The sequence below is a fragment of the Yoonia vestfoldensis DSM 16212 genome (assembly GCF_000382265.1).
Taxonomy (GTDB): domain Bacteria; phylum Pseudomonadota; class Alphaproteobacteria; order Rhodobacterales; family Rhodobacteraceae; genus Yoonia; species Yoonia vestfoldensis.
In genome coordinates this window covers 144876-167249 of record NZ_KB907979.1, presented here as the reverse complement: position 1 = coordinate 167249, position 22374 = coordinate 144876, and the positions used below count along the sequence as shown (strand labels likewise).

Below are 22374 nucleotides of genomic sequence, written 5' to 3'. Positions count from 1 at the left end.
CCAAGATAGTTTCGCGGTTGCACGTCATGCCGGACCATTGCCGCGCAACGTGCCCCGGTCCAGCCGCAAAAGATGATCCAGCGACAAGCGCCCGGGCCCATGGGCGAGCACCACAACCAAGGCGACAGCCCAAAGACCATGCGTCACCCAGGCTTCCGGGAAGACGAAAATCTGGATCACGGCTGTCATGACCAGCAGTCCCAGCGCCGAAAACCGCGACAAAAGCCCGAGGATCAGCAGGACCGGCAGCAAATGTTCGGCCAGTGTAGCCAGCAGTGCGGCCGTCGCAGGCGGAATGACCGGCAGCGCATAGACCTGTTCGAACAGGAAATAGGTCGAATCGGTGATCGTGAAGCCGTCGACCTTGGTGCGCGCGGATTGCCAGAACACCACAGCCGGAAAGACGCGCGCGGCCAAGGCGACGATATCCGGCGGCAGGTGATCCGCCCAGCTGTTGATCAGACGGATGACATCGCGCAGGCGCGTCACTGGTGTGCGGGACGGGGTGGTGGTGGCGTCGGTCATGTCGGAACTCCTGTCTTTATCGCGGTGATCAGCCCGTGGCGCAGCAAAAGCGTCAGCGCGGCGGTCGGGTCGTTGTGTTTGGCGGCGCTCTCCAGTGTCGCGCCTGCCGCCAATGCCGCGAGCACGGCAAATGTGCCTTGGTCAAGCGGTGCCACAATGATGCTGAAGTCCGGCGCGCGTCCGATCAGCGCGTGATCGGGTCCGGCTGTCAGCATGTGGCGCGCGGCACCTGTCTGGTGCGATTGCCAGATTTGCAGGGCAGGGTGAGGTGACTTGAACAGCTGCACCGACGGATGCAGCCCCAGCCGCAGCGTTTCCAGATCGGCCACCGCAAGCGCATCGGGCGCGACAGGCGCCGCATCGGCGGCGTGATAGGCAAGGCCGCGCGCGTATTCCAGCCGTGCCACATCACCCATGAAGGGCAGATGCCCGACCGGCGCGAAGCCGTCCAGAAAAGCGGGGAACCCAGCGCCCCAGTTCAGCAACACGGGGCTCGTCGGCGGGTCCTGCGCGATATGCACCCGCGCCATCGCGGTAAAGAAGGTCGCGCCGACCAGTTGTTCGATCACCGGAAACCGGCTCGCCAGCGCGCGTGTCAGGCTGTGCTGCACATTGTTGCGGTAAACGGAAAAGCGCTGTGCCACCTCGTCCATCGCGGGGGCGGTAAGGCCGGCAGGCGGGTCCTGCCGCCAAAGCGCGGCCTGAAACGCGTCCTGCTGGGCGGCGTGGGTATCAGGCTGCATCGGTCCGCTGCCTTTCGATATCGTGCAGGATGGCGTTCGCGCGGGTGGCCTCGGCCAGTAACACGGCGAAATCGGGGACGTCATTGTCCCATTCGATCAGCGTGGGCAGCGCGCCGGTGCGCGCCAGGACCTCTGCATAAAGCGTCCAGACCGGGTCGGCCACCGGCGCACCGTGGCTGTCGATCAGCAGCGGGCCGGATGGCAATTCTTCGGTCTCATGCCCGGCCAGATGTATTTCGCCGATAGCAAACAGCGGAAAATCGGCCAGATAGGCGCGGGGATCGAAACGGTGGTTTGTGGCCGAGACAAAGACGTTGTTCACATCCAGCAGCAGGCCGCAGCCCGTGCGGCGCACAAGCTCGGTCAGAAAATCGGTTTCCGAGATGGTCGAACTGGCAAAGGTCACGTAGGTCGCGGGGTTTTCCAGCAGCATCCGGCGGCCCAGCGTCTCCTGTACCTGATCGACATGGGCGCAGATCGTGGCCAGCGTTTCGCCGGTATAGGGCAGGGGCAAAAGATCGTTCAGCCACGCCGCGCCGTGGCTCGACCATGCCAGATGTTCGGAAAAGCTTTCTGGCTGATAGCGGTCGATCAGCTTGCGCAACCGCGCAAGGTGGGCGCGGTCAAGCCCGCCCGCACTGCCGATGGACAAGCCGACCCCATGGATCGAAACCGCATGGCGATCGTGCAGGGCGGCCAGCATCGCATGCGGCGCACCGCCGTCACCCATGTAATTCTCGGCATGGACTTCGACGAAACCGATCGTATCGGTGGCCATCATGTCGGCGAAATGCTGCGGCTTGAAGCCCAGTCCGGTCGTGCGCGGAAGCGAAAGCATGGCAAAATCCCTTTTCGTGGAAAGGGCGGGGATATGTCCCCGCCCCGGCAGGTCGGATCATGCAGGTGGCAGATCGCGATCCAGTGCTTCAAGCGAACCCATCCGCTCGCCTTCTTTTTCCATTGTCACGCAGGTGCCGGCCGGGACCAGTTTCCAGGCATTGCCCTGGTAATCCACGGTCGATGTGCCCGAACAGGTCGTGCCGGGGCCTGCGGCGCAATCATTGGCACCGGCCAGTGCAATGCCGAAGCACTTTTCCATCGTGGCGGCCTGTGCGTGGACTTGCCCGGCGGACAGGGTCAGCGCAGAGGCGAGCGAAGCGGCGAGAGTAAGCGAAAGCGTTTTGGTCGTCATGAGAGGTAACTCCTGTTGGCGGGGTGCGTCAGTGCAGTCCCGCAAAGCAATTCGCGCCGATGGGGCGATGTGTTACGCTGGTCACGCGCACGTGAATGGCTGAAAGCTCGATCATTTGTTTCTGGGCAAGTTGCGGGCCATGCCTGTAACATTTGCCCGACGCGTGGCGAACAGGGATCAGAACTTGCACACAACCGACCCTTGGGAAGATCTGATGCGCGCAGCCATCCACGGTGATACGGCGGCCTACCGCCACCTGTTGCAGGCGATCACGCCTGTGCTGCGCCGCGTCGTGCAGGCGCGCGGCACGGGCCTTGGGCCTGATGCCTGCGAGGATGTTTTGCAGGACGTCCTGCTGGCAATCCACACCAAGCGCCATACATGGGTCGAAACCGCCCCGCTGCGCCCCTGGCTATATGCCATCGCAAGGCACAAGGTGGTCGATGCGTTCCGCGCCCGCGGCCGCCGCGTCGAAGTGGCGATCGACGATTTCGCGGACGGACTTGCCGCACCGCAGGGACCCGACCCGCTGGAAGGGCGCGACATGGAAACGATGTTGAACGCGCTCGACCCGCGTGCGGCAGAAATCGTGCGAAGCTTCGGGCTGCGCGGCGAAACTACGGCCGAGACGGCGGCACGTTTGGGCATGACCGAAGGGGCGGTGCGCGTGGCGTTGCACCGGGCGCTGCGGACATTGGCGCAATTGCGCGAAAGGATGATCGAATGACGACGGATGACCTGATCGCGGCCCTTGCTGCCGACACCCTGCCGCAGCCGACCGTGGCGCAGCGGCTGGCACGGTCCTTGCCCATCGCGCTGGCGGTCAGCGTGGCGGCGTTCATCGCGTTCTGGGGGCCGCGTGCCGACATCGGCGCGACACTTGCGTCGATGGCTGTGCTGAAAACCGTGCTGCCTGCGCTGCTTTTGGTGGTGGCCGGCGCGAGCGCCCTTGCATTGGCGCATCCCGGCATGCGGGCGGACAGGCGTCTGGCGGTCATCGGCGTCTTTGCGGGTGCGGTGGTGGTGGCGTTCCTGTTCTATCTGCTGCGCGACGGAGTCTCTGGGCTGGTCATGGCCCTGTCAAAGCCCAGCCTGGTCGTCTGCCTTGTTTCGGTTCCCTTGCTCGGGATGCCGCTTTTGGGCGCCATCCTGTGGTCGCTCTCCACCGGGGCTGTGCTGCGACCGCGCCTGACCGGGGCCGTTGCCGGGCTGATGGCGGGCGGGGCGTCGGCATCGGTCTATTCGTTCTACTGCGATACGGACATGGCGCTTTATGTCATTCCTGCCTATGCGACAGCGATCCTGTTGGTGACGTTGATCGGCGCATGGGTCGGCCCGCAAGTCCTGCGCTGGTGATCTGTCGCGCATCGGGCATTTTCCGCTTCAACCCTAAAGGCGCGGATGCGATACAGGTGGCAACACCAAAAACCGAGGTCACATCATGCGCAGGATATTCCCTCTTTCCGCCCTTGCGGTCCTGTTCGCCGCAAGTTGCGCGGCGAACGGCAACACCGTCGTCACGGGGGCGGGGCCTGATGACCTGCTCAAGCTTCGCGCCGGTCCAAGCCTTGGGTTCAATGTCATCATGGGCCTGCCCGACGGCACGCGGCTTATTCGTCAGGACTGCGTGACGGAATTGGGGCAGCGCTGGTGCCGGGTGTCGCTGGCGGATGCGCCGGGGGTCACGGGATACGTTTCGGCCGATTATCTGACCGAGCAGTGACGCAAGCCGCTATTCGCCGTCGCCCTGCGTGAACGCAACGCCGTCCAGAATGGCGCAGGACCCGTCGCTGTCCGCCAGCGTCAGTTCCGCGTCCGCGACGGTAAAGCCGCAGTGCATCGGAAAAGTCGCAGCACCCAGATCGCCGTCCACGTCGCGCAGCGTGATGATACCCTCGGACAGGTCAAAGGCCCCCGTCACGCCTTTTTCCGTGCGGGTGTTCGTCATCGCGAACGTGCCATCCGTCAGAAACAGCAAACGCGTTGAACCGTATGTATATGGCGTATCCGTCGCGACGCCCGATGCCGACGCTCGGATCGTGGCCCCTGTGGACTCCAGCATGCGGCCGATGCGGTCCTCGACCGCGCGCAACTGCGCGCTGCGCGTGACAAGCACCTGCGACAACTCGCTGGTCATGTCTTGCAAGGCTTGCAACTGTTCTTCGGCCGCCAGTGTGTCGCTGGCCAACGTGTCCTGTTGCTGCGTCAGGGTATCGACGGATTGCCGAAGCGTGTCGCGTGTCGCGGTCATCTCGGCCTGTTCGGTTTGGGCGGTCTGCAACCGCTGTTCCAACGACGCCTCGGCGTCGCGCGCGGCCTGCACCCGTTCCTCGGCACCTGCGGCGTCTTGGGACAATTGCGACGCTTCGGCAGAAAGGTCCGCGATAATGCCCTGCAAATCCGCCTCTTGCTGGCGCGCGGCTTCCAGTCGTTCGCCGATGGTGGACAATTCCTGTGTGGATTCCGTGATCCTGGTCTGGGTTTCGCCCAAGCCGGTTTCGATCTGGGCAAGCTCTGCGCGGCCTTCGTCAAGCGCGGTTTGCATCGTGTCCCGCTCTGCCTGCAAGGCTGTCGTTTCCGCGTCCAGTGCCGCAGTTTCGCTGCGCGCCTGTTCAAGCTGCTGCTCCACACCTGCAAGCGCGCCGATGACCTGATCGCGGACGGCGATGGCCTCCTCCGCCTCGTCGCGCAATGCCGCGATCTGGCTGGTCAGGTCTTGTGCGGTCTGCTCCAGCGTCACTTGCTGCGCCAGCCGATCTTCGGCCTCGTTGGCGACGGACCAGAAATACAGGCCGAAAAGCCAGCCGATAAGGGCCGCGCCCGCGACGGCGACCCCGATCCAGCGATAGCGTCTTTCTTCCTGACTGATCTGCTGCATGGCTCTCTCCCGACAAAGTGCGATTTGGCCCAAGGGTTAGGGCGACACGGTTTCCAACGCCCTGTCGCCCGGAAGGTTCCCCCCAAATGGCTGGCGCGCCTGCGCGGTTGTCGCATGATGCGGGGGCTGTGGCATCGCGGGCGCCCGAGCGGGGTGCAGCGCCGAAAAGGACGACGGGCCGCGCATTTTCGGGAACCAATGTTTGTGGCGGCGGTTGCCACCACATGGACCGCATATTTTTTCCAGCACTTCTTTTGTCCGTGATCGGCGCCATTCTGGGGCTGATTGCTTTTTTCGGACCGTTTGGAAACACGGGGGTCGACGGGACGGTCGGCGCAGGACTTGCCCTTTTGGGAAGCGTCACGATCACGCTGATCGTGATCATCGTCATGATCTGGCAGCCCTTGGGTGGCTGGCGCCTGACGCTGTGTGCTTTGGCCATGTTTGCGGCCTTCCTGACGGCGATCGCAGCCTTTTTCCTGATGCAATACATGCTCGCCTTTGCCATGGCGCTCGCGTTTTTCGTGCTGATCCCCCTGATGATCAATGGTCGGAGACACCCATGAAAAAGATCCTCTTTCCCGCCGCAATGATCCTGCTGAGCGCACAAACTGCGCTTGCCCAGCAAGACAGCTGGACGTCTTTCCACGGCGATCTGGGGTCAACCAAGTTTTCGAATACCCAAAGCCTTACCCCCGACACTGTCGGTGATCTGGAACGGGTCTGGGAATACCGGACCGGCGACGTTGCCGACGGATCGGGGGATCTGCCGGAAACAGTCTGGTCGGCCACACCTGTCTATGCCAACGGCACGCTTTATCTTGGCACGCCGTTTTACAGGATCATCGCGCTTGACCCCGCGACTGGCGGGGAACGCTGGTCCTATGACAGCGAATCCGCGCTTGAACCTTTGACCCAGCCCGCGCTGAAAAACCGCGGTGTCGCCTATTGGGAAAGCGGTCAGGACGGCGCATGTGAAAAACGTGTCTACCTTGGCACGATGGACGCCGAATTGCATGCGGTCGATGCCGACACCGGCGAACGCTGCGCCGATTTCGCTGATGGTGGCGTGCTCAACGTCAACCAGTGGAACGACGTCAACGACGTTTTCCCCTTTTCGCTGCTGCAACCGCCGCTGGTTGCGGGCGACACCCTGCTGTTGGGGTGGGCTGGCATGGATTGGGAATATTCCGTCGCGCCGCCCGGCAATCTTTTGGCGATCGATGCGCGGACAGGCGAATTGCTGTGGGACACGGGGTTCATTCCAGAAGAGTTGATTCCGCGTACCGGCACGGCGAACATCTGGACCGCGATGACCGCCGATCTTGATCTGGGATTGGTTTATGCGCCGGTGTCCTCGCCCAGCCCCAATTATTGGGGCGGCGACCGGACCGATCCGATCCCGTTGGCAACCTCCGTCACCGCGCTTGACATCGCAACCGGCGAAATTGTCTGGTCTTTCCAGCATATCCGGCACGACATCTGGGATTATGACACGCCCTCGGCACCTTCGCTGGTCGATATTCCCCGCGACGGCGAAATCATCCCTGCGCTTGTCCAGGCGACCAAACAAGGCTTTCTGTTTGTCCTTGACCGCCGCACCGGAGAACCGCTCTTCCCCATTGAAGAACGCGCAGTGCCGCAAAGCACCACCCAAGGCGAAGTCACGGTCCCGACCCAGCCGTTCCCGACGCTGCCCGCAGCTCTCGGCAATCCCGAGCAATTGCCCGATGTCTGGGCTTTGTCCGATCTCGTCAGTCTTGGCCAATGTTCGCGCGAGCGCGAGCAATACCTGTATGAAGGCATGTTCACACCACCGTCTGAACAAGGGACATTGTTCTTTCCGGGCACTGCGGGCGCGACAAACTGGGGCGGTGTCGCGATTGATCCGCGCAATGGCATTCTTTACGCCAACGCGTCGCGGATCGTGCAGTTCATCCGCCTGATCCCGCGCGCGGAATACGAACAGATCAACGACGGGGGCGGCGGTAACGAGGAAGGCTTTTCTCCGCAGGCCGATTCTCCCTATGGAATCTATCTGACAGACTGGAGCAACTGGCTGGGCATTCCCTGTTGGGAGCCACCGTTCGGCACATTCTCGGCCATCGACCTTGCAACGGGTGACTTGCTTTATGAAGTGCCTTTCGGCATGGCCCAGTTCAACGGTTTCTATGGCCTGCGCGACTGGGGGTCTCCGACGCTTGGCGGGCCTGTCGTGACGGCGGGTGGGGTTGTGTTCATCGGCGCGTCGATGGATTCGCGTGTCCGCGCGCTTGATGCCGCGACCGGCGAAGAAGTCTGGTCCGATCTGGTCGAAGCGCCTGCCGTGTCGATACCTGCGGTCTTCACCCATGAAGGCGAGGATTACGTCGTCTTCGCCGTCGGCGGCAATTCGATCCTCAAGCCAGAGGTATCGGATCAGGCGGTGGCATACCGGCTTCCGCGTGACTGAGGCTGGTCGCGATGCCGCATCTGTTGCCCGCGCGTTTCAACCCGCAGCCGTCCACAGCCCATGCGGCAGCACGAATGTCGCTTGCGCGTCGGGCAGGCGGTTCGCCTTGATCGGACAGCCGTAGGCCTCGGCCAGGGCTGGCCCGCCGATGACCCGCGCGGGCGATCCAGCGTCCAGAAGCAACCCGTCATTAATCAGCCAGACATCGTCGGCCACCATCGCGGCAAGGTTCAGGTCATGCAGCACGATAACCACACCGCCCCCTGCATCGGCAAAGCGGCGTAGCACGCGCATCACGCCGATCTGGTGCGCAATATCCAGTGCGGCGACAGGTTCGTCCAGAAACAGCCAGCGGGGGCGGCCTGCGACGACCGGTTCCCAGACCTGCGCGCGCACGCGGGCCAGTTGCACACGCGCCTGCTGACCACCGGACAATTCCTGATAATACCGCCCTGAAAAGCCGGCCAGATCGACCTCGGCCAGCGCGCGCCCGATCAGGTCGGCCCGGTCCGCCTGCGTGCCGCTGGTCAGCCCAAGGCGCACGACCTCGGCCACGGTGAAAGGAAAGGCCAGCGCCGCCGCTTGTGGCAGCACGCCGCGCCGCGCGGCAAGCTCCCATGGTTTGAGGTCGGCCAGATCATCCCCGTCCAGCGCGATCCGCCCGTCATAGGCGACATCGCCGGAAATGGCGCGCAAGAGCGTGGTCTTGCCCGACCCGTTTGGCCCGATCACCGCGACGATCCGGCCGGCGGCGGCGCTGGCGCTGATCCCGTGCAACACGGGTGTCCGACCGAGAGAGGCGCGCAGAGAGCGAATGCTCAGCATCACAAATCCACCAAGCCACGGCGGCGCAGCAGGATCCACAGGAACACCGGCGCGCCGATCACCGCCGTGACGATCCCGATGGGCAGTTCGGCTGGTGCGATGATGCTGCGCGCGATCAGATCGGCCAGCAGCAAAAGCGTCGCGCCCAGCAAAGCTGCATTGACCAGCAGATAGCGGTGGTCCGGCCCTGTGGCGAGCCGCAGCAGATGCGGCACCACGATCCCGATAAACCCGATGCCGCCCGATACCGCCACGGCGGCCCCAGTCGCCGCAGCAACCGTTAGGATGGCCACATGTTTGACCCGTTGCACCGGCAGCCCGATGTGATGCGCCGCAGCCTCACCCAAGGACAGCCCGTTCAGCCCGCGCGCCAGAAAAGGTGCAGCCAGCAGCGCCAGCAGCATGACGGGACCGGCCGCCGCGATCTTGGGCCATGACGCGCCGCCCAGCGACCCCAGACCCCAGAAGGTCAGGTCGCGCAATTGCCGGTCATCCGCAATATAGACGAGGATCCCCGTCGCCGCCCCCGCCAGCGCGCCAAGTGCGATCCCCGCCAGCAGCATCGTTGCAGTCGAGGTGCGCCCCGCGCGGGTCGAAACGCGGTAAAGCACCATGGTCGACAGCCAGCCACCGATAAAAGCCGCAACCGGCACCATGTTCCAGCCCAGCCAAGCAGCGACCCATGCAGGCGCCTGTCCGCCCAGCACGATGGCCAGCACCGCACCCAGACCCGCCCCGGCACCGACACCGACCAGCCCGGGATCGGCCAGCGGATTGCGGAACAGGCCCTGCATCACCGCGCCGCCCACGGCCAGTGACGCGCCGACCAGCACGCCGGTCAGCATCCGTGGCAGCCGGATTTCCCACAGGATCAGCCAGTCGCGTGCGGGGACAGCCTCGCCCGCGAGCCAGTTTTGCAGCACAAGGTCGAGGCGCACGCCCGACGCGCCATGCGACAGGCTGAGAAGGCCGGTCAGCCCCAACAGCCCCGCCAGCCCGAAGGCCACACGCCGCGCGCGCTGGGACCTGTCGCCCGCCATCACGGGGGTATCGGCAAGGGCGACCATCAGCCTTCCCCCTCATCCGCCAGCAGGCGCAGGTGGCTGTTCAGCTCCAGCGCCGCAGCCCCCGTGCGCGGGCCAAAGCCCAGCAGATAGAGCCCGTCCATCGTGACGACACGCCCGTTGAGGGCGGCATCGGTCAGCCCCAAGGCCGGATGGGCGGTGATATCGGCACGTGTCACGGCGTGATCCCCACCACGGTCCATCATCAGGATCAGGTCAGGGTTCGCGGCAATGGCGGCCTCGTCTGTCAGCGGCTTGTAGCCTTCCAGCCCCGTGACGGCATTTGTGCCACCGGCCATGTCGATCATCGCCTCGGCAGAGGTGCCCGCCCCGCCGACCAGCAAGCGGCCCCCCTGCATCGACAGGATGAACATCACGCGCGGGGCGGTCGGCAAGGCATCGCCCGCGATCCGTGCCGCCTCCAGCTGCGCTGCGACCTCGGCCTGCAGGGCGGCGCCTGCCTCGGGCAGGTCAAGTGCGGCGGCCACAGTGGCGATCTTGGCGGCCACACCGTCAGGGGTTAGCGCCTGGGGCACCATTACCAGCGGGATATCTGTCCGCGCCAGCATATCCAGCACTTCGGGCGGGCCTGCATCATGTTCGGCGATGATCATGTCCGGGTCCATCGCGATCAGGTTTTCCGCCGACAGCGCGCGCACATAGCCTATATCGGGCAAGGCTGCGACCTCGGGCGGGAAAGATGACGTGGTATCGCGTGCGATCAAAGCCTCGCCCGCGCCCAGCGCATGGATGATTTCCGCGACAGACCCGCCCGCAGCGACAACGCGCGACGGCGTGTCGGCAAAGGCTGCAGGGGCCAGCGCCACCACCGCCGCAAGGCTGGTTGTGATTTGGCGGATCATGCCACCACCTCGCCTGCCAAGGCTTCGGCCAAAGCATCCCAAGCGCCGGTATCGGTCGCGGCCTCGCTGCGTTTGCCGAAAATCTGCAGGATCAGGCGGCCGTCCTTGTCGAACGCCTCGACCGAAATGGCGTCGCCGCGTTTGGTGGGTTTGCGCACCAGCCAGACCTCGGCCACCTTGTCGGCGCGCAGATGCAGGTTGAAACGGGGGTCCAGCACGTTGAACCACGGCCCCATCGGTCCCAGTCGTGCGACAGGGCCGGAATGGATCTGGATACAGCCGCGATTGCCGACAAAGACCATGATCGGCACGCCCTGCGCCCTCGCTTGCCCCAGCGCCTGTTCGACGGCGTTGACCGGCAGCGGCACAGCCCAGGGCGCACCGATGGACCGGTATGCGCCCAGGCGGTCGAATTTCAAACGGCTGGTCAGCGCAAGAAACTGGTGCGTATCGGTCATCTTTTCCCAAGCACTGCGCAATTCGCCCAGCTTGGCGTCGTTTACGCGCACAGGTTCGGGCAAGGCGCGCGGCGCCAGATCGAAAGGCGCGTCATCGGCCACCGCCAGATCGGTGACCAGCGCATCAAATGCGGCAAGGTCGGAGTCTGGCCCCAGATAAATCTTGTGGACCGCATCGCCTGCGGCGTCGAACACCTGCAGGCTGCGCCGTGTGCCGTCTGCCCCGGTGCGTTCGACCGCAAAACCGTGGACCCAGTGGCGCGGAAAGATCCGCAGGTCGATATCGGGGCCAAGCACCATCGCCGCATGTGCGCCTGCATGAAAATCCGTGTACTGGCCGCGCCGTTCATGCACGCAGAAATCATTGCGCGTCAGCGCCATCACATCACCCAGCGCCGCCACACGCGGCAAGAGCTGGTCAGGGTCCGCGATGATGCGGCGCACGCCATGCCCCAGATCGGCGGCAAGGATCTCTGCCTCGCGGATGCCCAGCACATCGGCGAGATCGCGTTCGCGCATTTTCGGTTTCTCGGCGCGGGCGGTGGCAATCGCCGCGGCGCGGTCGGGGGATAGAATCATGGGTTTGACCTCCGTTAGGCCCGCATTGGGCAGGCGTGGAAGCGCGAGGTCCCGGATCTGGCGTTGCCGCAAAGGGCATGGCTGGAAGATCTGGCGCAGTACTTGACTGTTTCTATCAGGTTAATTAGAACACCGCTCGTCGGGGGTCAAGACACCTTGAGACATGCCAGCCGAACAGCCAGCCGAAAACAATTTATCCGGATGGAGACTCGGAATGACGATGCGCATGCACCCCCGCAGGCTGGGCATGACCTGCCTTTTGACGACGACAGCGATCCTTGCGGCGGGCACAGCCGCCGCCCAACAGACACAACTGGACAGTGGCACCTTTCTGGGGCGGCTGATCTTTGGTGCTGGCCAGCAGAAGGTCGCGATCGACACGCCACAGGCGGTCAGCGTGCTGGACCAGCAGGACATCGACCGCGAACAGGCGGCCAACGTGGGCCAGATCCTGCGCAACGTGCCCGGCGCGCAGACCGCAGGGTCGGACCGGCCGCTGGGCTTTGCCTTCAACATCCGCGGGATTGGCGCGACGGAACAATCCGCATCCGAGGCGCGGATCATCGTCAACGTCGATGGCGTGCCGAAATTCTATGAACAATACCGGTTGGGGTCGTTCTTTTCGGACCCCGAGCTTTACCGCCGGGTCGAGGTGTTGCGCGGGCCGGGGTCGGCCACGCTGTACGGTTCGGGGGCAATCGGAGGTGTGGTGAACTTTGAAACCAAGGACGCGGGCGATTTCGTCCCCGCAGACGGCACCGGCGCGCTGCGGCTGAAGTACGGGTTTGAGAGCAACGGCAACGGCCAGTTCGGGTCGCTGATCTATGCCGCACGGCCGACCGAGGGGGCCGAATTCCTTGCCGCACTCGGCTATCGCAGGTCCGAGGATTTCGAGGATGGCGCAGGCAATCCGGTCGTCGGCAGTGAATTCGAGGCACCATCCGCCTTGCTCAAAGGCACGTTCCGGCTGAACGACACGCAGACCCTGCGGCTGTCGGCACAGCGGTTCTTGTCAGACGCGGATGATACGACGCTGGCGCAGACCGGCGGCGGTGATCCGATTGCGGGGGCCTTTGGCAATGTGGACAGGTCGGTCGTCGACGATACGCTGAGCGTGGAATGGGAAAATGCGGGCGGCGGCTGGTTCAATCCGCGCGTGCAACTGGCCTATGCGGACACGACCGTGGAACAATCCGACGCGCGCAGCACGGCGGGCGCGCCGCAGACTTGTCTGCCGTTCGCGTCCAATGCCAACGTCTTTTGCGACGTGACCTACGCCTATCGCACGACGATGCTGAAGGCCGAGAACACCGCCGATTTCAGCGGCGCGGGCTGGCAGAATTTCCTGACCTTCGGAATGCAGGCGACATCGCAGGACCGTGTCGCCGACAGTGCCGGTATCCTCGGGTTCCACCCCGAAGGCAGCGACCGCAAGATCGGCGTCTATGCGCAATCCGAATTCGTGTTCGGTGACCGGCTGACCATCATCCCCGGCGGGCGGATCGACTTTGCCGAACGCGAGGCAGGTGATGGCGTGCCGGGCGGTGAGAATGTCAGTGACGACGCCAGCGCGCTGACGCTGGCCGCCCTATACGACGTGACAGATGATATGTCCGTTTTCGGGTCGGTCGCGCGCACCGAACGGCTGCCGACGCTGGACGAGCTCTATTCCTTCTCGACCACCAAGGCCCCCGCGCTTGATCTGGACAAGGAAGAGGCAACGAATGTCGAACTGGGCCTGACCTACAGCCGCGACGGGCTGTTTGTGGCGGATGACAATCTGCAACTGAAACTGACCGCCTTCCGCAACCGGATCGACGGGCTGGTCAGCGTCACGGCCCCCAGCGACCCGGTATTCTTTGCCAACCTGTCCGAGGCCGCATTCGAACGTGCCGAGATTGAGGCGGGGTATGACATGCAAAGCCTGTTCTGCAGGCTTGCCCTGTCGACCGTGCGCGGCACCGACCGGACGTTCGACTATACCTTGCCCACGACGCCTGCCGATACGCTGGCGCTGACATTGGGCGGGCGGCTGCCCGATCAGGGGCTGGAATTCGGCTGGCGCGGTACTTTTGTCGACGACATCACCACCGCGACCCGCAGCAGCACGACCGGCGCGATCACCCAGACCGCGTTTGAGGGCTACAGCACGCAGGACATTTTCGTGACATGGCAGCCCGAGACTGGCGCGCTCGACGGGTTAGATGTGCAATTGGCGGTCGAAAACCTGTTCGACACCGAATACCGCAACAACCTGTCCTTGGACGAAGGGCGCGGGCGGAGCGTCAAGGTCAGCCTTGCGCGGATGATCACATGGTAAGGATCACACTTCTTGCCCTTGCCGTCGCAGGGTCTGCGGCGGCAGAGGATGCGGGCGGGATCGCGCTCGATCTCAACCGGCTTGATCCGGTGGACAATGCCTGTCGCCTGACCTTTGTCGCGGATAACGCGCTGGTGCCTTTGACCACGCTGGCGCTGGAAACGGTACTTTTCGATCATGCAGGGCGGGTTGCGGCGCTGACGCTGTTCGATCTGGGCGACCTGCCGCTCGGGTCGCGCCGTGTGCGGCAATTCGATGTGGCAGGGATCGCCTGCACGGATATCGCGCAGGTGCTGGTCAACGGTGTCGCGTCCTGCACGGGTGCTGAACCGGCAACTTGTGCGCAGGCGTTGCGCGTTTCGGGGTCGGTCGCGGGTGTGGAGGTGATGCAATGATCCATCTTCATCAGGCGCGCGATGCGCTGCTGGGTTTCATCGACCTTGGCGGTTGGGTCGTCGCGCTGATCATCGGGCTGTCGGTGCTGTCAGGCGCGGTCGTGCTGTGGAAACTGGTGCAGTTCTATACCGCTGGCGTCGGGCGGCACGCACCCTTGCTGGCGGCGCGTGCGGCGTCCGATGCGGGCCAACAGGCCCGCGCGCTGGCCTTGGCCGAGGCGGCGCCGTCGCATCTGGGGCCGCTTCTGGCGCTGGCCTTGCAGGCGCGCGACTCCCGCGAAAGGCTTTATACCTACGCCGAGGCGCGGTTGGCGCGGCTAGAGGCCGGGTTTCGCCTGATTGATGTCGTGGCGCAGACCGCCCCACTTCTGGGGCTTTTCGGCACCGTGCTGGGGATGATCGCGGCCTTCCGCGCGATGCAGGACGCAGGACAGACCGTCGATCCGTCCGTGCTGGCAGGCGGGATCTGGGTCGCCTTGATGACGACGGCGGCAGGGCTGGCCGTGGCAATGCCGCTGGCCGCGATCCTGTCGTGGTTCGAAGGCCGCATGGCGCAGGAACGGCGCATGGCCGAGGCGCTGATCGAAGGCGCGCTGCGCCCCGGTCTGGTGGCAGCGCAAGGGGATGCCGTCGTGCCGCGCGGTCTGGCCCATGCCTAGGCCCCTGCTGCGCAGGCGGCGGCTGTCGCTTACCTCGCTGATCGACGTGATCTTTCTGCTCTTGCTGTTTTTCATGCTGTCATCGACCTTTACCGGTTTCGGGGACCTGCCCTTCATGGCCGCGACCGGCGGGGCCCCCGCCCAAGGCACGCTGCCCGCCTTTTTGCGCATCAGCGCCGATGCCATCACGCTCAACGTGGCCGAGGTGACTTTGGCCGGTCTGCCAGCCGCGCTTGGCACGCTGGACGGCGCGCTGGTGCTGGTCGCCCCGGCCGAGGATGTGACAGCCCAACGGCTGGTCGATGTGCTGGTCGTGGCCCAGACCGTGCCGGGCGTCAGCCTGCGCCTGATCGGAGGCTGACCCGATGCGCCTTGCCCCCACCCCCCGCGCCAAGCCCGAACCGACGATTGCGCTGATCAATATCGTGTTCCTGATGCTGGTCTTCTTCCTGATCGCAGGGCAGGTGGCCCGGCCCGTGGACCCTGACTTGCGGCTGGTCGATGCCGATCTGGCCAGCGCCCGCGTGCCCGACGATGCGCTGGTGCTGCGCGCGGATGGTGCGATGCTGTGGCGCGGCCAGACAACCACGCCGGAAGAATTCGCCGCCGCACGCGCCGTGGACGAAGGTCCGCTGCGCATCCTGCCAGACCGGAACCTGCCCGCGCGCGACCTGATCGCGGTGGCCGCAAGCCTGCGCGCGCAAACGGGTCGGGATGTGCGGCTGGTCACCGAACGGGGGCTGACACGATGATGCGGCTACGCGTTCTTGGCGGGGGTGCTGCGGCATTGGCGCTGTCGGGGGCTTTGCATGCAGCGGGCCTGTTGATTGTCGTGCCGCAGGCCCCGACGACTGAGATCGCAGGCGGTGGTGTGCCAGATATCGCCGCCCTCGGTGCCGCCTTCGAGGATTTCGTGGCAGGCGCCGTGCCTGTCACCCCTGTCGCGCAGCCAGCCGTGCCGGCGACAGCGGCGGAACGCAGCCTTGTCTTGCCCGCCTCATCCGTGGCCGATCTTGCCGTGCCGGTTGCACCGGACCAGCCCGCCAGCGCCCCTGTCCCGACAACCGCAACCACGGTGGCGGTGCGCGAGACAGCGCCGCCAGTTGCGCCGGAGCTAACCCGCGCCGTGCCTGAGACGGCACCTCTTTCATCTCTGCGCCCGGTCGCCCGCCCCGCACCACGGCCTGCGCCAGTGCAACGGGCGGCCGCCCCACGCCCCGCAGGCAATGCCGAAACGGACGCCACGCGGGGCAGTGCGCAAGGTCAGGCGCAAGGGCAGGCCGCAGCGGCGGGTGCTGCACACCAGACGGACAGTGCAAGCGGGCAGGCCGCCGCTGCCGCCTATCCCGGTCAGGTGCTGCGCCAGATCACGCGACTGCGCCCGCAGCGTGCGACCGCACGCGGGATTGTCTTGGTCCGCTTTGCCATTGCGGGGTCGGGCGCGCTGGCCGAAGTCGGCGTCGCGCGCTCTTCGGGGTCGGCGACGCTTGATGCGCTGGCAGTGGACCATATCCGCCGCGCGGCCCCATTTCCGCCGCCGCCCACCGGCGCGCAGACGACGTTCAGCTTTGAATTCGTCGGCCGTTCCTGACTGCGCCGGCATTGGCTGATCGTCTTGCGCCGCTTGCCTGTAGCCCCTCGCAGCGGCGCGGCAGGCATCGCGCTGCCGCCCGGAATTGGTCAGCGACTTTGCCCTTTTTGCATTGCAAATGGCGGATGAATCATCTTTGTTAAGAGGCACAAAGCACCGCCGCCTGATGCGGGCATCGAAAATCATCCAACAGGAGCTCTCGATATGACCAGAAAAATCCTTGGCCTTTCCGCCATGTTACTGTCGTCCACACTGATCGTGTCGCAGGCGTCGGCGGAAACGATCCGCTGGGCGCGTGCGTCGGACGCATTGACGCTGGACCCCCATTCGCAGAACCAGGGCGTGACCCACAACTTTGCCCATCACGTCTATGAGACGCTGATGGACCGCGATGTCGAAGGCACGTTGACACCACGTCTTGCGACCGCATGGGCGATCAAGGACGGCGCGCCCGACACGTGGGTTTTCACCCTGCGCGAAGGTGTGACCTTCCATGATGGTGCAGCTTTCACCGCCGAAGACGTCGTCTTCTCGCTTGACCGTGCGCGGTCGGACAAGTCGAACATGCGCCAGTTGCACGTCGATGTGGCCGAAGTCACGGCCGTCGATGACTACACTGTCGAAGTCCGCATGACCGCGCCATCGCCGCTTTATCCCAACAACCTGACCAACACCTTCATCATGGACAAGGATTGGTCCGAGGCGAACAACGTGGTCGAGGTGCAGGATTATGCCGCCGGTGAAGACAATTTCGCCGTGCGCAACACTAACGGCACTGGCCCCTATATCCTGCAATCGCGTGAAGTCGACGTGCGGTCCGTGCTGACGGTCAACGAAAACCATTGGGCCGAAACCCCGCCCGAAGTGACCGAAATCATCTATCTGCCGATTTCCGACGCAGCGACGCGCGTGGCGGCCCTGCTGTCGGGCGAGGTCGATATCGTGCAGGACGTGCCTGTGCAGGACATCGAACGCCTGAGCGCGACCGACGGGATCAAGATCGAAACCGGCCCGGAAAACCGCGTGATCTATTTCGGTTACAAGTTCGGTGACGAACCTCTGGCATCGTCCAACATCACCGACAGCAACCCGTTCAACAATCCGCTGGTCCGCGAAGCGATGGAACTTGCCGTGGACCGCGATGCGATCCAGGCGGTCGTGATGCGGGGCCAGTCGATCCCGACAGGCATTCCCAACCCGCCATTCGTGGATGGCTGGACCGAAGAACTGAACACCTATCCTGCCGTCGATCTGGAACGCGCTCAGGCGCTTCTGGCCGAGGCAGGCTATCCCGACGGGTTCAGCGTCACGCTCGACACGCCCAACAACCGTTACGTCAACGACGAAGCGATCAGCCAAGCCGTCGTCGGCATGCTGGGCCGGATCGGGATCAACGTCACACTGGCGTCGCGGCCCGTCGCGCAGCATTCGCCGCTGGTCACCAGCAACGAAACTGATTTCTATCTGCTGGGCTGGGGCGTGCCGACCTTTGATTCTGCCTATGTCTTCAATGACTTGGTTCACACCAAAGAAGGCAGCTATGGTGCCTATAACGGCGGTCTGTATTCCAACCCCGACCTGGATGTAATGATCCAGTCGCTGGGCACCGAAACCGATCTGGAAGCACGTGCCGCGACGGTCGCTGAAATCTGGGACGTGGTGAAGGCGGACCGTGTGCTGCTGCCCATCCATAATCAGGTGTTGGCCTATGCGATGAACGACCGTATCACGCTGCCGGTTCACCCAGAGAACCAGCCGCTGATGACCGGCGTCACCTTCGCAGACTGATCTGTCACGTTACCATGAACCGCCTTGTCTCGGGCAACCGACGCAAGGCGGTTCTTTCATTCAGGAAGGGGTCGCCCGATGCTGGCCTTCATCATTCGACGGCTTGCGCAATCCGTCGTCGTCATGCTGTTCGTGGCGCTGATCGCATTCATCGTGTTCCGCTATGTGGGTGACCCGATCGCCAGCATGGTCGGCGTGGATACGCGGCTGGAAGATCAGGAAATCATGCGCGAAAGGCTGGGCCTGAACGACAGCGTGTTCGTGCAATTCTTCCGCTTTATCGGCAATGCAGCACAGGGCGAATTCGGTATTTCCTACCGGCTGCAGCAACCTGTGACCGAACTGATCCTGAGCCGTCTGCCCGCCACGATCGAACTCGCGGTGGTGTCGGCCACGATCGCATTGGTGTTCGGCGTGATCTTCGGCGTCTATACCGCGCTGCGTCCCAAGGCGTGGTCCTCGGCCGGGATCATGGCGCTGTCGCTGGTCGGCGTCAGCCTGCCGACCTTCCTGATCGGGATCGGGCTGATCTATATCTTCGCGGTCGAACTTGGCTGGTTGCCGTCCTTCGGGCGCGGCGAGGTCGTCGATCTGGGCTGGTGGCGTACCGGGTTCCTGACCGAAAGCGGGCTGAAATCGCTGATCCTGCCTGCGATCACGCTGTCGCTGTTCCAGCTCACACTGATTATGCGGCTTGTGCGCGCGGAAATGCTGGAAGTGCTGCGCACCGAATACATCCGTTTTGCCAAGGCGCGCGGACTGACCCAACGCGCGATCAATTTCGGCCATGCGCTGAAGAACACGATGGTGCCGGTGATCACGATCACGGGCTTGCAGCTCGGGTCGGTCATCGCCTTTGCCATCGTGACGGAGACGGTGTTTCAATGGCCGGGGGTCGGCTCGCTTTTCATCGTGTCGGTGCAGGTGGTGGATGTGCCTGTCATGGCCGCGTATCTGATGTTCATCGCGCTGGTGTTCGTGCTGATCAATCTTGTCGTCGATATTCTATATTACGTCGTCGATCCGCGTCTGCGCGTCGATGGCGGGGCAGGGAAGTAAACCATGGAAAACCGCACCCTTTTCAAAGACGTCCCCGCCGAGGACCTGATCGTGCCTGTCCGCGTCCAAGGCCGGCTGGCGCGCGCGCTGGACAGTGATATCTTTTATTCGTGGCGTACCTCGCCTGTGACCGTGGTCGCAACGCTGGTGGCCTTGGCGCTGATCCTGATGGCCCTGTTTGCGCCGTTGATCGCACCCTATGATCCGTTCAACCCCGCGAGCCTGAACCTGATGGACGGCTTCACGCCGCCCGCCAGCACGGGAGCTTTCACCGACAATTATTTCCTGATGGGGGCCGACAACCAAGGCCGCGACGTGCTGTCCACGATCATGTATGGCAGCCGTGTGTCGCTGTTCGTCGGTATCCTTGCCACGCTGTTTGCGATGACGTTGGGCGTGTCGCTGGGCCTGATCGCGGGCTATAATGGCGGCACCATCGATGCCGTCATCATGCGGATCACCGATGTGCAACTGTCGTTTCCGGCCATCCTGATCGCATTGCTGATCTTTGGCATTGCACGCGGTCTGATCCCGCCCAGCCAGCAGGAAAGCATGGCTGTCTGGGTGTTGATCCTGGCCATCGGCCTGTCGAACTGGGCGCAATTCGCGCGCACGGTGCGCGGGGCGACGATGGTGGAACGGCAAAAGGATTACGTCTCCGCCGCGCGGATCATGGGCGTGCATCCGATCCTGATCCTTTTGCGCCATGTGCTGCCCAACGTGCTGGGGCCGGTGCTGGTGATCGGCACGATTTCTCTGGCTCTGGCCATCATCGAAGAGGCGACATTGTCCTTCCTCGGGGTCGGTGTGCCGCCAACACAGCCGTCGCTTGGCACGCTGATCCGCATCGGGCAGCAATTCTTGTTCTCGGGCGAATGGTGGATCCTGTTCTTCCCCGCCGTGACACTGATTGCGCTGGCGCTGTCGGTCAACCTTCTGGGTGACTGGTTGCGCGATGCGCTGAACCCCAAATTGCGATAGGACGCGCTATGACCGAACCGCTATTGTCCGTCCGCAACCTGACGGTGGAATTCCCGACGCGACGCGGCATCCTGACCGCCGTGCAGGATATTTCCTTCGACATCATGCCCGGTGAGGTGCTGGGCGTGGTGGGTGAATCCGGTGCCGGCAAGTCGATGACAGGGGCCGCGATCATGCGGCTGATCGACAGGCCGGGCCGCATCGCCCAAGGCGAGGTGATCCTGCAAGGCCGCCGCATCGACAACCTGCCCGATGCCGAGATGCGCAAGATCCGTGGTCGCAAGATCGGGATGATCTTTCAGGATCCGCTGACATCGCTGAACCCGCTTTACCGGATTTCGGAACAGCTGATCGAGACGATCCGCACGCATCTGCCGCTGTCCGAAACCGAGGCTTGCAAAAAGGCCGTGGGCCTGCTGGACGATGTGGGCATCCCCGATGCCAGCCGCCGGATCGATGATTACCCGCACCAGTTTTCGGGCGGCATGCGCCAGCGCGTTGTCATCGCGCTGGCACTTTGCGCAGGGCCTGATCTGGTGATCGCGGATGAACCAACGACGGCGCTTGATGTGTCGGTGCAGGCGCAGATCATCGATGTGATGAAACGGCTTTGTGCCGAAAACGGGGCGGCCATCATGCTGGTCACGCATGATATGGGTGTGATCGCCGAAACCGCCGACCGTGTGGCGGTGATGTATGCAGGCCGGATCGCGGAAATCGGCCCCGTGCGCGATGTGATCAAGGACGCGCAGCACCCTTATTCCTCCGGCCTGATGGGTGCGATCCCGCGTCTGGGCGCGAACCTTGAACGGCTGACCCAGATCCCCGGATCGATGCCGCGCCTGTCGGCCATTCCCAAAGGCTGCGCCTTCAACCCGCGTTGCCCGCATGTGATGGACAAATGCCGCATCGACCAGCCGCAGGCCGTGCAAACCGCCCCCGGTCGCCGCGTGGCTTGCTGGCTTTATCCGCCGCAGGACGGTACGACCGCATCCGCAGAAAGGCAGAGCGCAGAATGACCAAGACGCTTTTGGATGTGCGCGACCTGTCGCGCCGCTTTGACGTGTCGCAGCCATGGCTGAACCGCAAGATCGAAGGGACCGGCAAACGCTTTGTCAACGCCGTCACCGAGGTCAGCTTCAGCGTCAACCAGGGTGAGACTTTCGCCCTTGTCGGTGAAAGCGGTTCGGGCAAATCGACCATCGCAAAGCTGATTGTCGGCCTTCTCAAGCCTAGTCACGGCGACATCGTGTTCGACGGCATCTCGCTCAAGGATGGGCTCAAGGGGGCAAAGGCCCGCGCCCTGCGCCGCCGGTTCCAGATGATCTTTCAGGACCCTCTGGCCAGCCTCAACCCGCGCTGGCGGGTCGTCGATATCGTGGCCGAACCCCTGCGCGTCTTTGAACGCGGGATGAGCAACCGCGACCAGCGCCTGCGCGTGGGTGAATTGCTGACGCTGGTGGGCCTTGCCCCCGAGGATGGCGTGAAATTCCCACACCAGTTTTCGGGCGGCCAGCGCCAGCGCATCGCGATTGCACGCGCGCTTGCTGCCAACCCCGATTTCATCGTCTGTGATGAACCGACATCCGCGCTCGACGTCTCCGTGCAGGCGCAGATCTTGAACCTGATGAAGGATCTGCAAAAGGAATTCGGCCTGACCTATGTGTTCATCTCGCATAACCTGCAGGTCGTGCGGCATATGGCGAACGACATCGGGGTGCTGTACCTTGGCCGTCTGGCCGAATTCGCTGAGGCGGGTGCGCTGTTCGATGCGCCCAAACATCCCTATACGCGGATGCTGCTTGATGCCGTGCCCGATATCGAGATGACAGGCCGGCGGCGCAAACAGGTCGAAGGCGAAATTCCATCGCCCATCGACCCGCCGTCGGGCTGCGCTTTCCACCCGCGCTGTCCATTCGCCAATGACCGCTGCAAGCGCGATGTGCCACTGGTGATCAACGGTGTGGCCTGTCACGCGGTCGAGGAAGGGCGCATCGGGTAA

General features: G+C 64.0%; 25 protein-coding genes. 16 read left to right on the top strand and 9 right to left on the bottom strand.

The window, feature by feature from the left end; translation table 11 throughout:
* Nucleotides 1-24: 24 nt before the first annotated feature.
* Genes H147_RS19560 through H147_RS0109005 form a run of 4 tightly spaced genes read right to left on the bottom strand, consistent with a single transcriptional unit; the run spans nucleotide 25 to nucleotide 2460 of the window.
* Entirely contained in the window at nucleotides 25-525 is a 501-nt protein-coding gene (locus H147_RS19560) for a DoxX family protein (RefSeq protein ID WP_019955033.1), read from the bottom strand.
* Complete coding sequence (locus H147_RS0109015) at nucleotides 522-1268, bottom strand: HvfC/BufC N-terminal domain-containing protein (protein WP_019955032.1); 747 nt, start codon at nucleotides 1266-1268, stop codon at nucleotides 522-524. Before H147_RS0109015 ends, H147_RS19560 begins: the two co-directional genes overlap by 4 nt.
* Nucleotides 1258-2106 (bottom strand): MNIO family bufferin maturase, encoded by an 849-nt coding sequence (bufB, locus tag H147_RS0109010; protein ID WP_019955031.1) that lies wholly within the window; start codon nucleotides 2104-2106, stop codon nucleotides 1258-1260. The genes H147_RS0109015 and bufB overlap by 11 nt, the downstream gene beginning before the upstream one ends.
* A 57-nt stretch (nucleotides 2107-2163) precedes the next feature.
* Complete coding sequence (locus H147_RS0109005) at nucleotides 2164-2460, bottom strand: BufA1 family periplasmic bufferin-type metallophore (RefSeq protein ID WP_019955030.1); 297 nt, start codon at nucleotides 2458-2460, stop codon at nucleotides 2164-2166.
* 139 nt (nucleotides 2461-2599) lie between these two features.
* Between H147_RS0109005 and H147_RS0109000 the strand changes: the two genes are divergently transcribed.
* From H147_RS0109000 to H147_RS0108990, 3 genes are all read left to right on the top strand, one after another.
* On the top strand, nucleotides 2600-3187 hold the full coding sequence (locus tag H147_RS0109000) for a sigma-70 family RNA polymerase sigma factor (protein WP_019955029.1): 588 nt from the start codon (nucleotides 2600-2602) through the stop codon (nucleotides 3185-3187).
* Nucleotides 3184-3816 (top strand): NrsF family protein, encoded by a 633-nt coding sequence (locus tag H147_RS0108995; protein ID WP_019955028.1) that lies wholly within the window; start codon nucleotides 3184-3186, stop codon nucleotides 3814-3816. The genes H147_RS0109000 and H147_RS0108995 overlap by 4 nt, the downstream gene beginning before the upstream one ends.
* An 85-nt stretch (nucleotides 3817-3901) precedes the next feature.
* Nucleotides 3902-4183, top strand: coding sequence for an SH3 domain-containing protein (locus H147_RS0108990; RefSeq protein ID WP_019955027.1), 282 nt, complete (start codon nucleotides 3902-3904; stop codon nucleotides 4181-4183).
* A gap of 9 nt (nucleotides 4184-4192) precedes the next feature.
* Here the strand turns inward: H147_RS0108990 and H147_RS0108985 are convergent, their stop codons facing one another.
* Nucleotides 4193-5338: a coiled-coil domain-containing protein gene (locus tag H147_RS0108985; protein WP_019955026.1), complete on the bottom strand. Its 1146-nt coding sequence runs from the start codon at nucleotides 5336-5338 to the stop codon at nucleotides 4193-4195.
* 224 nt (nucleotides 5339-5562) lie between these two features.
* Here H147_RS0108985 and H147_RS0108980 point away from each other — a divergent pair, with 224 nt between their 5' ends.
* Nucleotides 5563-5904 (top strand): hypothetical protein, encoded by a 342-nt coding sequence (locus tag H147_RS0108980; protein ID WP_019955025.1) that lies wholly within the window; start codon nucleotides 5563-5565, stop codon nucleotides 5902-5904.
* Entirely contained in the window at nucleotides 5901-7790 is a 1890-nt protein-coding gene (locus H147_RS0108975; protein WP_019955024.1) for a pyrroloquinoline quinone-dependent dehydrogenase, read from the top strand. Before H147_RS0108980 ends, H147_RS0108975 begins: the two co-directional genes overlap by 4 nt.
* Before the next feature lie 36 nt (nucleotides 7791-7826).
* Here H147_RS0108975 and H147_RS0108970 read toward each other — a convergent pair whose 3' ends face one another.
* From H147_RS0108970 to H147_RS19555, 4 genes are read right to left on the bottom strand one after another with little or no spacing between them, the layout of a single operon-like run.
* Entirely contained in the window at nucleotides 7827-8615 is a 789-nt protein-coding gene (locus H147_RS0108970; protein WP_026352389.1) for a heme ABC transporter ATP-binding protein, read from the bottom strand.
* Nucleotides 8615-9682, bottom strand: a complete 1068-nt coding sequence (locus H147_RS0108965; protein WP_019955022.1) for a FecCD family ABC transporter permease — start codon at nucleotides 9680-9682, stop codon at nucleotides 8615-8617. The genes H147_RS0108970 and H147_RS0108965 overlap by 1 nt, the downstream gene beginning before the upstream one ends.
* Complete coding sequence (locus H147_RS0108960) at nucleotides 9682-10542, bottom strand: heme/hemin ABC transporter substrate-binding protein (protein WP_019955021.1); 861 nt, start codon at nucleotides 10540-10542, stop codon at nucleotides 9682-9684. The genes H147_RS0108965 and H147_RS0108960 overlap by 1 nt, the downstream gene beginning before the upstream one ends.
* Complete coding sequence (locus H147_RS19555; protein ID WP_051108193.1) at nucleotides 10539-11579, bottom strand: hemin-degrading factor; 1041 nt, start codon at nucleotides 11577-11579, stop codon at nucleotides 10539-10541. Before H147_RS19555 ends, H147_RS0108960 begins: the two co-directional genes overlap by 4 nt.
* A 214-nt stretch (nucleotides 11580-11793) precedes the next feature.
* Here H147_RS19555 and H147_RS0108950 point away from each other — a divergent pair, with 214 nt between their 5' ends.
* The 11 genes from H147_RS0108950 to H147_RS0108900 all read left to right on the top strand — a co-directional run bounded on the left by H147_RS0108950 (nucleotide 11794) and on the right by H147_RS0108900 (nucleotide 22374).
* On the top strand, nucleotides 11794-13899 hold the full coding sequence (locus tag H147_RS0108950; protein WP_019955019.1) for a TonB-dependent receptor domain-containing protein: 2106 nt from the start codon (nucleotides 11794-11796) through the stop codon (nucleotides 13897-13899).
* Nucleotides 13893-14294, top strand: a complete 402-nt coding sequence (locus H147_RS0108945) for a hypothetical protein (RefSeq protein ID WP_019955018.1) — start codon at nucleotides 13893-13895, stop codon at nucleotides 14292-14294. Before H147_RS0108950 ends, H147_RS0108945 begins: the two co-directional genes overlap by 7 nt.
* Nucleotides 14291-14953, top strand: coding sequence for a MotA/TolQ/ExbB proton channel family protein (locus tag H147_RS0108940; protein WP_019955017.1), 663 nt, complete (start codon nucleotides 14291-14293; stop codon nucleotides 14951-14953). The genes H147_RS0108945 and H147_RS0108940 overlap by 4 nt, the downstream gene beginning before the upstream one ends.
* On the top strand, nucleotides 14946-15314 hold the full coding sequence (locus H147_RS0108935) for a biopolymer transporter ExbD (protein ID WP_019955016.1): 369 nt from the start codon (nucleotides 14946-14948) through the stop codon (nucleotides 15312-15314). Before H147_RS0108940 ends, H147_RS0108935 begins: the two co-directional genes overlap by 8 nt.
* Before the next feature lie 4 nt (nucleotides 15315-15318).
* Complete coding sequence (locus H147_RS0108930; protein WP_019955015.1) at nucleotides 15319-15705, top strand: ExbD/TolR family protein; 387 nt, start codon at nucleotides 15319-15321, stop codon at nucleotides 15703-15705.
* Nucleotides 15702-16544 (top strand): energy transducer TonB, encoded by an 843-nt coding sequence (locus H147_RS0108925; protein WP_019955014.1) that lies wholly within the window; start codon nucleotides 15702-15704, stop codon nucleotides 16542-16544. Before H147_RS0108930 ends, H147_RS0108925 begins: the two co-directional genes overlap by 4 nt.
* A 204-nt stretch (nucleotides 16545-16748) precedes the next feature.
* Complete coding sequence (locus tag H147_RS0108920; protein ID WP_026352388.1) at nucleotides 16749-18332, top strand: ABC transporter substrate-binding protein; 1584 nt, start codon at nucleotides 16749-16751, stop codon at nucleotides 18330-18332.
* Between the two features lie 78 nt (nucleotides 18333-18410).
* The gene (locus H147_RS0108915; RefSeq protein ID WP_019955012.1) at nucleotides 18411-19391 is read left to right on the top strand and encodes an ABC transporter permease; all 981 of its coding nucleotides are present in this window, start codon (nucleotides 18411-18413) and stop codon (nucleotides 19389-19391) included.
* 3 nt (nucleotides 19392-19394) lie between these two features.
* Complete coding sequence (locus H147_RS0108910) at nucleotides 19395-20372, top strand: ABC transporter permease (RefSeq protein ID WP_019955011.1); 978 nt, start codon at nucleotides 19395-19397, stop codon at nucleotides 20370-20372.
* Nucleotides 20373-20380: 8 nt separating this feature from the next.
* Entirely contained in the window at nucleotides 20381-21391 is a 1011-nt protein-coding gene (locus H147_RS0108905; protein WP_019955010.1) for an ABC transporter ATP-binding protein, read from the top strand.
* Nucleotides 21388-22374, top strand: a complete 987-nt coding sequence (locus H147_RS0108900; protein ID WP_019955009.1) for an ABC transporter ATP-binding protein — start codon at nucleotides 21388-21390, stop codon at nucleotides 22372-22374. Before H147_RS0108905 ends, H147_RS0108900 begins: the two co-directional genes overlap by 4 nt.